The organism is Halalkalicoccus jeotgali B3 (genome assembly GCF_000196895.1).
In the GTDB taxonomy this organism is placed as follows: Archaea; Halobacteriota; Halobacteria; order Halobacteriales; family Halalkalicoccaceae; genus Halalkalicoccus; species Halalkalicoccus jeotgali.
Genome location: NC_014297.1, coordinates 2653735 through 2665806, shown reverse-complemented (window position 1 = coordinate 2665806; position 12072 = coordinate 2653735). Strand labels below are relative to the sequence as shown.

10 protein-coding genes are annotated in these 12072 nt (G+C 65.3%); 4 read left to right on the top strand and 6 right to left on the bottom strand.

Translation table 11 applies throughout. The annotated features are described in order from the left end of the window. Positions 1–46: 46 nt before the first annotated feature. Complete coding sequence (locus HACJB3_RS13970; protein WP_008416337.1) at positions 47–475, top strand: 30S ribosomal protein S12; 429 nt, start codon at positions 47–49, stop codon at positions 473–475. Then, positions 475–1089 (top strand): 30S ribosomal protein S7, encoded by a 615-nt coding sequence (locus HACJB3_RS13965; RefSeq protein ID WP_008416335.1) that lies wholly within the window; start codon positions 475–477, stop codon positions 1087–1089. Before HACJB3_RS13970 ends, HACJB3_RS13965 begins: the two co-directional genes overlap by 1 nt. A 116-nt stretch (positions 1090–1205) precedes the next feature. Here the strand turns inward: HACJB3_RS13965 and HACJB3_RS13960 are convergent, their stop codons facing one another. From HACJB3_RS13960 to HACJB3_RS13945, 4 genes are all read right to left on the bottom strand, one after another. Continuing rightward, positions 1206–2777 carry an ArnT family glycosyltransferase gene (locus HACJB3_RS13960; RefSeq protein WP_008416334.1) on the bottom strand — a complete coding sequence of 524 codons (1572 nt, stop codon included), beginning with the start codon at positions 2775–2777 and terminating at the stop codon, positions 1206–1208. Further along, entirely contained in the window at positions 2778–4142 is a 1365-nt protein-coding gene (locus tag HACJB3_RS13955; protein WP_008416333.1) for an NAD(P)/FAD-dependent oxidoreductase, read from the bottom strand. A 12-nt stretch (positions 4143–4154) separates the two neighbouring features. Continuing rightward, positions 4155–5963 (bottom strand): lysylphosphatidylglycerol synthase domain-containing protein, encoded by a 1809-nt coding sequence (locus HACJB3_RS13950; RefSeq protein WP_008416332.1) that lies wholly within the window; start codon positions 5961–5963, stop codon positions 4155–4157. Positions 5964–6237: 274 nt separating this feature from the next. Next, positions 6238–6993: a DUF5781 family protein gene (locus HACJB3_RS13945; protein ID WP_008416331.1), complete on the bottom strand. Its 756-nt coding sequence runs from the start codon at positions 6991–6993 to the stop codon at positions 6238–6240. A 280-nt stretch (positions 6994–7273) separates the two neighbouring features. Here HACJB3_RS13945 and HACJB3_RS13940 point away from each other — a divergent pair, with 280 nt between their 5' ends. Together HACJB3_RS13940 and HACJB3_RS13935 are read left to right on the top strand one after the other, a co-directional pair. After that, positions 7274–9463 carry an elongation factor EF-2 gene (locus tag HACJB3_RS13940; protein WP_008416330.1) on the top strand — a complete coding sequence of 730 codons (2190 nt, stop codon included), beginning with the start codon at positions 7274–7276 and terminating at the stop codon, positions 9461–9463. A 130-nt stretch (positions 9464–9593) separates the two neighbouring features. Continuing rightward, positions 9594–10148: a sugar O-acetyltransferase gene (locus HACJB3_RS13935; protein ID WP_008416329.1), complete on the top strand. Its 555-nt coding sequence runs from the start codon at positions 9594–9596 to the stop codon at positions 10146–10148. On the opposite strand, the gene mce is transcribed toward HACJB3_RS13935, so the two are convergent. Next, positions 10149–10532, bottom strand: coding sequence for a methylmalonyl-CoA epimerase (gene mce / locus HACJB3_RS13930; RefSeq protein ID WP_008416328.1), 384 nt, complete (start codon positions 10530–10532; stop codon positions 10149–10151). Between the two features lie 94 nt (positions 10533–10626). Continuing rightward, positions 10627–11991, bottom strand: a complete 1365-nt coding sequence (locus tag HACJB3_RS13925; protein WP_013199541.1) for a geranylgeranyl reductase family protein — start codon at positions 11989–11991, stop codon at positions 10627–10629. Positions 11992–12072 lie beyond the last annotated feature (81 nt).

The following is a 12072-nucleotide window of genomic DNA, read 5'->3' as shown; positions in this document are numbered from 1 at the left end:
CCAAAAGGCGAGTCTTAAGTGGCTCGATGGGGTAGAAAACGGTACTATGGGAAACGGCAAGTACGCGGCGCGTAAACTCAAGCGCGACCGCCAGAACCACCGGTGGTCCGATTCGGAGTACGCCCGCCGGGAGCGCGGTCTCAAGAAGAAATCCGACCCCCTTGAGGGCGCACCCCAGGGTCGGGGCATCGTCCTCGAGAAGGTCGGCATCGAGGCCAAACAGCCCAACTCGGCGATCCGAAAGTGCGTTCGGGTCCAGCTGATCAAAAACGGGAAGCAGGTCACCGCCTTCTGTCCCGGTGACGGCGCGATCAGCTTCATCGACGAGCACGACGAGGTCACCATTGCAGGGATCGGCGGCGCGAAGGGTCGTGCGATGGGCGACCTCTCGGGTGTGAACTACAAAGTCGACAAAGTAAACGGCGTCAGCCTGATCGAGCTCGTTCGAGGGAACGCCGAGAAACCGGTGCGATAATGTCCGAAAGCGAAGCCCCCGAGCCGGAGCAACCAGCCGGCTCCGACGAGGTCGACACCGACGCGCTGCTCTTTGGGCGCTGGGAAACCGGCGAGATCGAGTACGCCGACCCGAGCACCAAGCGCTACATCACGGTGACGCCCATCGCACACACGATGGGCCGTCACGCCGGCAAGCAGTTCCAGAAAAGCGAGATCAGCATCGTCGAGCGACTGATCAACCGCCTGATGCAGACCGAGGAGAACACCGGCAAGAAACAGCAGGCACTCGGCATCGTCCGTGACGCCTTCGAGACGGTCCACGAACGCACCGAGGAGAACCCGGTTCAGGTGCTCGTCCACGCCGTCGAGAACGCCGGGCCCCGCGAGGAGACCGTCCGCCTGAAATACGGCGGAATCTCGGTCCCCAAGGCCGTCGACGTCGGCCCCCAGCGCCGCGTCGACCAGTCGCTTAAGTTCCTCGCCGAGGGTGCGTACAACGCCTCGTTCAAGACGTCGACGGACGCAAGCGAGGCGCTCGCACAGCAGTTGATCGGCGCGGCGGACTACGACGTCCAGACGTACGCGATCAACCAGAAAGAGGAAAAAGAGCGCGTCGCCGCAGCCGCCCGCTAAAGTCGCTTCTCCCGTTTCGGGGTCTTTCTCGTACTCGTTTACGAGTCCGGACGCCTCGCAATTCGCAATCGACCAGCGACCGCACCGCCGACGATACGGTCGATCCGCAGACGACGTCAGTCGGTTACCCGATAGACCGTCACGTCGTCGTTCGCGTACGCGAGTTCGTAGCGCTCGTGGTCGACCATCGACCCTCGGTCGTCGAACCGGTCGTTGTCGACGTAGACGTAGTCGGGGTCGATGTCGTATTCCGCTGTAGTTTCGTTCACACAGGTCGCATTGTTACAGGCGGCCAGATCGTCATGAAGCGCGTGCTGTCGTTCGTATCGCTCCTGTGTGGTCCACTCGGCGCCCCACCAGACGGTCAGGCTGGTTCGGTCGGCGACGAAGGGGAACCACTCCGCGGCGTTGTCGAGGACGACGAACTGTGCGTCCGGCGGCGTCTCGCGTGCGGCCCACTCCATGGCCTCGATGTCGTCGTCGTCGACGTACGCTCCCAGCGAGTTCCGTTGTTCGAACGGCGGGTCGCCGGTCACGTAGAGCGCGCCGAACCACGTCGTCGAGAGGATCAGCGCCGCGAGCGCGACGGTCGTGACGGTCTCGCCGTCGGCTCGCCCGAGGCGACGCGGAACGACCTCGGCGAGCCACGGGACGACCGCGCCGGCGACCGCCATCCCGATCAGCATCGCGCCGGGGATGTAGGCGAAACGTACCTGCGTGATGGTGAGGATCGTGACGACGAACCACGCCGGCAGGACGTACCGGTGCTTCGTGAGCGCGTAGACGGCACCGGCCAGCGCCACCGACGCGATGAGTATCTCCGAGGGGAACCCGGCGTCGTTGAACAGCACCACGGCTTCGAGGACCGCATCCAGTTCCGTTATTCCCAGCCCACCGTGCGTGTTCGAGGCACTGAGGATCGTCCCGGCGCCGTAGGTCCGGACCACGTAGAGCCACCACGGCGCGCCGACGATCGCACCGCCGACGGCGACGCCCGCTCCGTGGAGCAGTCCGCGAACGGAGCGATCGAAGGCGACGAACAAGACCAGATAAGAGATCCCGAAGTACGCCATCTGGACTGGGTGGGTCAACATCGTCAGACCGTACAAGAGCGCGCCAGGGAGGACCCAGCGTCGATCGCCGGTCTTGAACAGGCGCACGCCGACGTAGAGTCCGATCAGGAGGAACAACACGGCCGGGGACCGGACCGTCCCGCCCCCGGAGATGTGCCAACGCGTGATCTGCGGGGCGGTCGCGAAGACGACGGTCGCGATCCCGGCCTGTCTGACCGGGAGGAACTCCCGGGACAGATAGAAGTACGGAACCAACAGGAGGACGAACGCGACCCCCGGTAGCAAGCGGACGATCAACAGCGGGTCGATCCCGACGTCGATCAGCACCGCCATGACGTAAAACATCAGCGGCGGGTACGCAAACGGGAGGCCCTCGGCGGTGTACAGCGGGATCATTTCGGGTCTGCGATAGCCGTTCTCGATCAGGACCTCGGCCATGTGGGGAAACAGCGCCGTCGCGTAGGCGGGATAGGGCTTGCTGAGGAAGTAGCCCGCGACGACGAGACTCCCCGCAAGCACCGCGACGACGAGCCAGAAGCGCTCCTCGTCGAGGATCGATCCGACGGTGAGCGTCCCAGATTCCTCGCGCTCGCTCCGGGCGTACTCGTCTGCCATCTATTCCGCGTATCCCGCGATGGGCTGGCGACGATCCGCCCGCTCGATCAGATCCGCACACGCGTACCCGGCCTCGATCGCGCCGTTGAGACTGCGCTCGGGATACTGGGCGCGACTCGCCATTCCGGCGTAGTAGACCCCCTCACCGACGGCCGACGAGAGGTCGTAGGGCACGACCATGTCGAGGTAGCCCCGCTCGTAGACCGGCGCGCTGCGTGGGTTTCTGGCCGTCCGAATCCAGTTGACGTTCTCGCGATCGAACTCCGGGAAGAGCGACTCGATACCCGAGAGCCACGTCTCCTCGACCTCCGCGTCGTCCATCTTCCAGAGGTCCTCCTCGGGGCTCTGGATGTAGCTCGCGGCGTACAGCAGGTGTTCGCCGCCGTAGCGCGATCGGGGCACGAAGTTCGTGTGTTCGAGCAAGGCCCCGAACGGTGCCTCGTCGGCGATGTTGAGCCAGTAGGTGTCCATGAGCGACTCCTCGAGGCTCACCACCGAACAGACCGTCCCCTGGAACTCGATATCACACTCGTAGCCCGTCAGTTCCTCCAGGACGTTCGGCATCGCGGCGACGATCACGCTATCGACCTCGTGGCGTGTCTCGTTTCCGTCGCGCTCGACGACCAGTCGATCGACCCGCCCGTCCGAGAGTTCGACGTCGGTCACGCTCGCGCCGGTGGTGATGGTCTCGCGGCCGATCGTCCCGATCAGCGCGTCGATCAGTCGGGCGAACCCGCCGTCGAAGTACCCGAGGATCTCTCCCCGACGGAGGTCCCGTTCGCCGCGGAACTTCACCCGACCGAGCAGCCACGCCGCGCTGACCTCCTCCTTTCGGGAGCCGAACTTCGCGTCCAACAGCGGCTCGAAGAAGTTCTCGTAGATCCCGCGGGTGGTGTGTTCGAGCAGGAACTCCTTTACGGGCACCTCCTCGAAGGCCTCGATGTCCTCGTAGGTGTCGAGGCGCGGGATCGGCCCCCGGAGGTCGATCTCCTTCGTGAGTGCGGCCAGTCGGACCTTATCGTAGAGACTCATGTGGGGGTACGCGAGGATTTCGAGGGGCGTATCCAGCGGGTGGACATCGCCGTCGACGTAGTAGGCGTTCTCTCCGACGCGCCACTCTAGATCGGGCCCGAGTCCCAGTTCCGAGGCGAGCTCGACGATAGTGTGTTCGGACTTCGAGAGGTGGTGATAGAACTTCTCGATGGGGTCGCCCGCGGTTTCGTAGGTCGCGGCCAGCCCACCGATGGAGTCGCTGGCCTCGAAGACTTGCACGTCGTGGCCCCGATTTTGCAGTCGATAGGCCGCGGCCAGTCCGGCGATGCCGCCGCCGACGATCCCGACGGTGTCCGCATCAGTTCGTGTCATATGAGTAGTTGTTTAATCCGACTCGGTCGCGACTTCGCGAGCCTCGCGGCTCTCCTCGACGGCGGTCGTCAGCGAGACGTTGAGCGCGAGCATCGAGCCCGCACCGCCAAGCACCGTCACGCCGTTTTTGATCGCGTGATCGACGATCGCCGCACCCAGCGCGACGCTCGCACCGATAGGCGTGAGTGCGACGACCAGCACCGTAAAGGCACCTTCGTACATCCCGATCCCCCCCGGCGAGAGGGGAAGGACCTTCGCGAGGTTGCCGACGCTGACCGCGAAGAAGCCGACCGAAAGCAGCGCCGCGGGCGAGATCTCGACCCCGAACGCGAGCAGGACGAGGATGGCCGCGAGCACGTCGATGCTCCAGATGGCGAAGCTGCTGGCGGCGATCCGGGCAGAGGCCCGCCGGTTGCCCGCAACGAGCTGGATGTCGCCGACGAATCGCTCTGCGATCTCCGTGATGAACTCCGCTGAGGCGCCCGACCCCAGTCGGTTCCCGACCGCGCGCACGTAGTTGCGATCGGTCCGCACGCTCAGAACGATCATCCCGATCGCCCCGAACGCGGCCAGCCCGACCGTGGCGGCGGCGATCATCGTCGCCCGGCCGCCCCCCGGGACGTTGCTGCCGACGATGTCGGTGTAGAGCCCCCCGACGCTCGTCGCGCCGGTGGCCGCGAGCCCCAGGAACACCGTTCCCGCGAGCGCCGTGACCATCAACAGGTCAAACACCCGTTCAATGGCCAGCGAGGCGAATCCCGATGGGTAGGGGACGTTCCGGCGGGCCTTGACGACGTACGCCCGGATCGGATCGCCCAGCCGTGCCGGGAAGACGACGTTGCCGGTCTGACTGATGAAGATCGCGCCGGTCAGGAACCCGACCTTCTCGTGAAAGCCCAATTCAGCGAGGATGTCCCGATAGCGCACCCCCATCAGGGGCAACGAGACCACGTAGACCAGCGCCGACAGCGCGATCAACAGCGGGTCGGCCTCGCTCATGCGGGCGAGCACCTCCGCGGGGTCGAAGAACTGCGCGCCGAAGACGATCAGAAGCAAGGTGAACACCACCCCGCCCGCGATCGTCGTCCGCTGGGTGATGCGGGGGTCGACCGAGTACTCCCACCACATCCGCCCGACCCCGCCGCCCATGTCGAGGACGTCGCGCGAGAAGTCGACCGTCGAGTCGCCCTTGGAGGTCCACTCGACCGGGAATTCCTTGACGCGATAGCCCATGTTCTGGGCGCGCACGAGCACCTCGGTGTCCCAGTACCAGTGGTCGTCCTCGACGGCGTCGAACAACTCAAAGGCCGTCTCGCGGTCGAACGCCTTGAATCCACACTGGTGATCCCGAAGCTCTGAGGGCAACGCCAGCCGGACCAGCCCGTTGAACACGCGGCTCGCACCGCCGCGTTTCAGCGGTCGGTCGGCCTTCCGATCGGGCATCCACCGTGAACCGGTCGCGACGTCGTAGCCCTCGGTGCGGACGCTCTCGACGAGCTCCTCGAGGTGGCGCATGTCGGTCGCCAGATCCGTATCGAAAAAGACCAGCACCTCGCCTTCCGAGACGCGGAAGGCCTGTTCGACCGCCCCGCCGCGCCCGAGGCGCTGCTCGCCATGGAAGTGGCGCACCCGCGGGTCCTTTTCGGCGAGTCGGCTCGCGATCTCGGGGGTCCGGTCCGAACAGCCGTCCTCCGCGACGATGACCTCGAAGTCCTCGGCGGACAGGAACCCCTCCAGTGTCCGGATCGTGGTCTCGACGGTCTCCTCGATCGTCGCCTCCTCGTTGTACGCCGGCAGGACGACGCTTACCGTGCGGCTCATTCGCCAGCCCGCCCGTCCGTGCCGTCTCGTATTAGGATCGATCGCGCCCGTGCGGGTCTCGCCGTGTCGTTATCGAGGATGCCGTGCGTCCAGCGGGGGCTCCCCGACGGTATGGTTGTGTACGTCATCATCCCTACCCACCTCTAGTAGCAGTTCTGGGACGCCCTTCGTGATAAACCCCTTGCTGGACGATTCACCGTGTTCATGTGGACAGACATGGGACATGTTCGTCACGCAACCACTAAAACGCATCCATCCGTGAGCGAACGACCGACTAGTCGGCCGCCGCGGTGGGATCCCCGACAGCGTACGTGCGGGTCGCCGACACGAGCGTCTTGCGGTACTCGCTCTCGTCGGGGTCGTCCGCGAGGTCCCGAAACCGCCGCTTGAACGACTCGAAACCGACCCCCGGCGCGTCGCGGGCCGCGGCGTATGCCAGATCGTAGAGGCGGTGGTCCTCGTCCGCGAGGCCGTGGCGTTCGACCAGCGCGAGCGCGAAGGCGGCATTGACGACCGTGATCTCGGGATCCGAACCCGGGGAGATCCGTTCGAACCCCGGTCGCGGGGGGGCAGGACGGTCGGCAAGCGCCGTCGCCAGCCCGGATTCGAGAAAGGAAACGAGCTTGTCAGTCGGGCCGAGCGTCAGGGTGATGTCGTCGGCGTAGATGTCCTTCATGTGGTTCGCGATCTGATAGCAGTGTGCGAGCTTTCGGCGCTCGACTGTGCGCCCCGAGAGCGCGAGGAAGAGTGCCTCCTCGGTCGACTGGGTATGTGAAGGGTGGCCCCCCTCGTTGCGAAGCATATGGGCGAACTCGTGGAGGGCGAGTTCGCGGGCCATCGCGCTCGTGGCGGCCTGCCGGGAGATGTTGAGCACGTGATACTCGCCGGGGTGGGCGGTCCAGGTTCGCTCGTCGGGGTCCTCGCGGATCCGGACCCGCACCGGAAGCGAGAGGTCGTATTCGGTCTCGAAGCGGTCGCGGGCACTCAGAAACGGGGAGGGTGAGGCGGAACCTGTCACTCGAAGGTCCATGTCTGTCAGTACCACGGGTTCGAGGGGTATGACTGTTGCCCCGGCCAGCCCTCGACTGACCGTGGCAGGGCAGCGAGGCGTAGCCCCGACGAGGCGGCTTTTCCGAGGGGGTTTGCCCGGAGCGGTTCGTGTGAAATAGATCCCGACGGGGAACCCTCCGGGTGGAGCACGCGCTCCCGTTCGCTCACGTCGTTCGCTCGCGGCTCTCTCCCCGCTTTGTGCTCGCAGTCGCTCGCGCGAAACACTACCCTTTTCACCCCGCTGCCGGTAGGAGACGGTAATGGGCCGACGAAAGAAGATCGTTCAGGAGTGTGAACGGTTGATGGACAACCCGGATCACATTCGGAACATCGCCATCGCCGCACACGTCGATCACGGCAAGACGACGCTGACCGACAACCTGCTGGCCGGTGCGGGCATGATCGCCGACGAGGGCGAAGCCACCCGGCTGATGATGGACACGGAAGAGGACGAACAGGAGCGCGGGATCACCATCGACGCGGCGAACGTCTCGATGACCCACGAGTACGAGGACACCAACCATCTCATCAACCTCATCGACACACCGGGCCACGTCGACTTCGGTGGCGACGTCACGCGCGCGATGCGCGCGGTCGACGGTGCGATGGTCGTCGTCGACGCCGTCGAGGGCGCGATGCCCCAGACCGAAACAGTCGTCCGACAGGCGCTGCGCGAGGGCGTCAAGCCGACGCTGTTCATCAACAAGGTCGACCGGCTCATCTCCGAGCTTCAGGAAGGTCCCGAGGAGATGCAACAGCGTCTCATGTCGGTCATCGGCGACGTCAACGAACTGATCCGCGGGATGACCGATGACATGGACGACATCGACGAGGACTGGACGGTCTCGGTCGAGGACGGAACCGTCGCCTTCGGCTCGGCGCTGTATCGGTGGGGCGTCTCGATGCCCTCGATGCAGGCGACCGGCATCGACTTCGGCGACATCATCGAACTCGAACGCAACGACAACCGCCAGGAGCTCCACGACCGGACGCCCCTGTCGGACGTCGTGCTGGACATGGTCTGTGAGCACTTCCCGAACCCGCTCAACGCCCAGCCCCGCCGCGTACCGCGAATCTGGCGTGGCGACGACGAGAGCGAGCTCGCGGAAGGGATGCGGCTGGTCGACCCCGACGGCGAGGTCGTCTTCATGGTCACGGACATCTCGATGGATCCCCACGCCGGGGAGATCGCCACCGGGCGGCTGTTCTCGGGCACGCTCGAGAAGGGCCAGGAGCTGTACGTTTCGGGAACTGCGGGTAAGAACCGCATCCAGAACGTCGGCCTGTTCATGGGCGGCGAGCGAGAGGAAGTCGAGCGCGTTCCCGCCGGGAACATCGCCGCCGTCACCGGGCTTCGCGACGCCATCGCCGGTTCGACGGTCTCCGGCGTGGAGATGACGCCCTTCGAGTCGATCGAGCACATCTCCGAGCCCGTCATCACCAAGAGCGTGGAGGCAAAGAGCATGGACGATCTGCCCAAACTCATCGAGACGCTCCGGCAGGTCTCGAAGGAGGACCCCACGATCCAGATCACGATCAACGAGGACACCGGCGAGCACCTCATCTCGGGGCAGGGCGAACTCCACCTCGAAGTGATCACCCAGCGCATCGAGCGCAACCAGGGGATCCCGGTCAACACCGGTGAGCCGATCGTCGTCTACCGCGAGGCGATCCGCGGGGCGACCGACACCGTCGAAGGTATCTCGCCGAACCGCCACAACCGGTTCTACCTCACCGCCGAACCCCTCTCGGAGGACATCGTCGACCAGATCCGTCTGGGCGAGGTCTCGATGGACATGCCCGAACAGGAGCGCCGTGAGGCCCTCCAGGAGGCGGGCATGGACAAGGACACCTCCCAGAACGTCGAGCACATCTTCGGCACCAACGTCCTCATCGACGACACGAAAGGGATTCAGCACCTCAACGAGACGATGGAGCTCGTTATCGAGGGTCTCGAAGAGGCCCTCGACGAGGGGCCGCTTGCGGGCGAGCCCGTTCAGGGTACGTTGCTGCGCCTGAACGACGCTCGACTCCACGAGGACACCATCCACCGCGGCCCCGCACAGGTCATCCCCGCGGTGCGCCGTGCGGTCCACCGCTCGCTCATCGCCGGCCAGGTCGCGCTGCTCGAACCCATCCAGGACGTCCGCATCGACGTTCCCAGCGAACACATGGGCTCGGCAAGCGGCGAGATCCAGGGTCGCCGTGGTCGCGTCGACGACATGTACCAGGAGGGCGATCTGATGGTCATCGAGGGGATCGCCCCCGTTGACGAGATGATCGGCTTCTCCTCGGACATCCGCAGCGCGACCGAGGGTCGCGCCTCGTGGAACACCGAGAACGCCGGCTTCCGCGTGATGTCCGACAGTCTCCAGCGCGAGACGATCATGGAGATCCGCGAGCGAAAGGGCATGAAGCTCGAACTGCCCGAGTCGATCGACTACTTCTAGACGCGGACCTTTTCACAGGGGTTCTCGTTCACTGCATTCGCTCGAACCCTGCCAGAATCTCCCTCGAAAAAGCCGCCCGACGATAGCTCGAACAGCAACTCGTATTCGGGCGAGCGCTCGATGAAAAGCCATGACCAGCGAGAAGGAGCGGATGCTTCGGGGTGAGCCCTACGACGCGAGCGACTCCGAACTCGTCGCCGAGCGCCAGCACGCCCGCGAACTCACCCGCAAGTACAACCGGACCACGGCGACCGAGTCCGACCGGCGCGAGCGGCTCTTGGAGGAGCTGTTCGGCTCCGTCGAGGACGCCACCGTCGAGCCGCCCATTCGCTGCGACTACGGCTACAACGTCCACGTCGGCGAGAACTTCTACGCGAACTTCGACTGCGTGATCCTGGACGTCCGCCGGGTCGAGTTCGGGACGAGGTGCCTGCTCGGGCCGGGCGTCCACGTCTACACCGCGACCCACCCGCTCGACGCCGAGGAGCGCGCCGCCGGTCTCGAATCCGGCGCGCCGGTCACGGTCGGGGACGACGTCTGGATCGGCGGACGGGCGGTGCTCAATTCGGGTGTAAGTGTCGGCGACGGGTCGGTGATCGCCTCGGGCGCGGTCGTCACCGAGGACGTACCGGCGGGCGCGCTCGTCGGCGGGAATCCGGCGCGGGTCCTCAAGGACGTCGACTGATCAGTGCTCGACGAACTCGATCAGTACGCCGCCCGTCGATTTCGGGTGCAGGAAGGCCACGTCGTGGCCCCACGCCCCCTGCCGTGGTTCCTCGTCGATGGGGTCGATATCGGCCTCGCGGGCACGCTCGAGTGCGCGTTCGGCGTCGTCGGTTTCGAGTGCGAGGTGGTGGATTCCCGGTCCGTTTCGCTCGAGGTACGTCCCGATCGGCCCGTCGTCTCGGGGCTCCAGTAGTTCGAAAAAGCCGTTTCCCAGATCGAGAAATCGCACGTCCATCCCCTCGAAGGTCTCTTCGTGGACGAGTGACGCGTCGAAGGCGGTCTCGAATACGTCCATCAACCCCTCGGCGTCGTCGGTCGCGATGCCGGCGTGATCGAAGCGCATGGGCCCCCTATGCACTCGGCGGTGTAGTATGATCCGGTCGCCCTCGTCCGGGCCACCGGCGGAAGCGGGACGGGGAGTGGCCCGGCACCCGCTACTAGTACTTCGGCTGTGCGCCGCTGATCTCGTAGACCTCATCGAGGACGCGATCGCGCTGGGAGCGCCACCCTTCGAAGGCCACCGGCGTGCTCGGATAGGCGTCGTAGTGGTCCCTGAGCGTCGCCGCACGGTCCTGGACGCGATACAGTTCGTACAGTAGATCCCAGTGACCGAACGTCTTGATAAGCGTCTTCACCTTTAGCCCGATGTCCATCGAGGAGGTGCCGCTTTTCCCGATCGCGTCGGCGAGTTGCTGGCCCGGAATCGACGAGACGACGTCGACGAGCTCCCCGACCTCGTGGGCGCCACCCCAGATGTTGTACAGATCGATCGCGGCAAAGCGCTTGCCGAAGTCGGTCATCACCTTTCGATTGTACTCCCAGAGTGCCGCCTCGCCCGTATCGCCCTCGCCGATGGCCTCGATGGCCTGCTGGGCGGCCCAGTACCCCGCCTTTGCCGCCCCGGGGATCCCGCCACCGGTGGTGGGGTTGACGTGGCCGGCCGAATCGCCGACGGCCATGAACCCGGGGGCGACCGCCGAATCGTAGGGCCGTCTGGTCGGGAGTGCGGCGCCGAGTTTGTCCTCGACGGTGGCGCCTTCGAACTCCGGGCGGGTCGCCATATCCCGTTTGAGGACCTCGACGAGTTCCATCGGGGGCTTGTTCATCTGAAAGCCCAGTCCCACGTTGATCTCGGTGCCCGATCGCGGGAAGTACCAGAGATAACCCAGTTCCTCGGTCGGCTTGAAGACGATCGCGTCCTTCCACTCGACTTCTTCTTCGACGTGGACGATCTCGCGGTAGGCAGAACAGAACTGCGAGTAGGTGACGTTGGTGTCGAAGGTCGCCGCAGAGAGGTCGGCCTTGTCCTGGAGGATCGAGAGCGCCCCCGCCCCGTCGACCGTGATCTCGGCGTCGTACTCGCGGACCTCGCCCTTTCGTTTCGCCCGGACGCCCGTGATCCGGCCCTCGTCCTGACGGACGTCCTGGACGACCGTGTCGTAGTGGATCTCCGCGCCGATGCGTTCGGCCTCTTCGAGGATGACCTCGCCGTAGCGTTTGCGGTCCAGTACCGACCCCGCCTGGTCGAACTCGATGTCGATCTCCCCGCCGCGGGGGTTCTCGAAGCGTGCCCGCCGGATGTTCTGGTTCGTAAAGGACTCCTCGCGCAGGTACTCCAGATCCATCACGTCCGGGAACGTGCTCTTTCCCTTGATGGCGTCCCCGCAGGCGATGTGGCCCGCCTCCTCTCGAGATTTACGCTCGATGAGGACCGTCGAGAGACCGTTGCCAGCGGCCGTCGCGGCGGCGAACGCACCCGCGGTGCCGCCCCCGACGACGACGATGTCGTACGATTCGCTCATGCCACCGGCTAGACGACGGTCTCATAAAAATGGGTGGTAATACTTGCGTTGACACGTCCCGGACACGACCTGACGGAGACG

Bases quoted from the DNA above. Each gene is read 5' to 3' on its own strand.
- HACJB3_RS13970 (WP_008416337.1), top strand. From the start codon at position 47: ATGGGAAACGGCAAGTACGCGGCGCGTAAACTCAAGCGCGACCGCCAG.
- HACJB3_RS13965 (WP_008416335.1), top strand. From the start codon at position 475: ATGTCCGAAAGCGAAGCCCCCGAGCCGGAGCAACCAGCCGGCTCCGAC.
- HACJB3_RS13960 (WP_008416334.1), bottom strand. From the start codon at position 2,777: ATGGCAGACGAGTACGCCCGGAGCGAGCGCGAGGAATCTGGGACGCTC.
- HACJB3_RS13955 (WP_008416333.1), bottom strand. From the start codon at position 4,142: ATGACACGAACTGATGCGGACACCGTCGGGATCGTCGGCGGCGGCATC.
- HACJB3_RS13950 (WP_008416332.1), bottom strand. From the start codon at position 5,963: ATGAGCCGCACGGTAAGCGTCGTCCTGCCGGCGTACAACGAGGAGGCG.
- HACJB3_RS13945 (WP_008416331.1), bottom strand. From the start codon at position 6,993: ATGGACCTTCGAGTGACAGGTTCCGCCTCACCCTCCCCGTTTCTGAGT.
- HACJB3_RS13940 (WP_008416330.1), top strand. From the start codon at position 7,274: ATGGGCCGACGAAAGAAGATCGTTCAGGAGTGTGAACGGTTGATGGAC.
- HACJB3_RS13935 (WP_008416329.1), top strand. From the start codon at position 9,594: ATGACCAGCGAGAAGGAGCGGATGCTTCGGGGTGAGCCCTACGACGCG.
- mce (WP_008416328.1), bottom strand. From the start codon at position 10,532: ATGCGCTTCGATCACGCCGGCATCGCGACCGACGACGCCGAGGGGTTG.
- HACJB3_RS13925 (WP_013199541.1), bottom strand. From the start codon at position 11,991: ATGAGCGAATCGTACGACATCGTCGTCGTCGGGGGCGGCACCGCGGGT.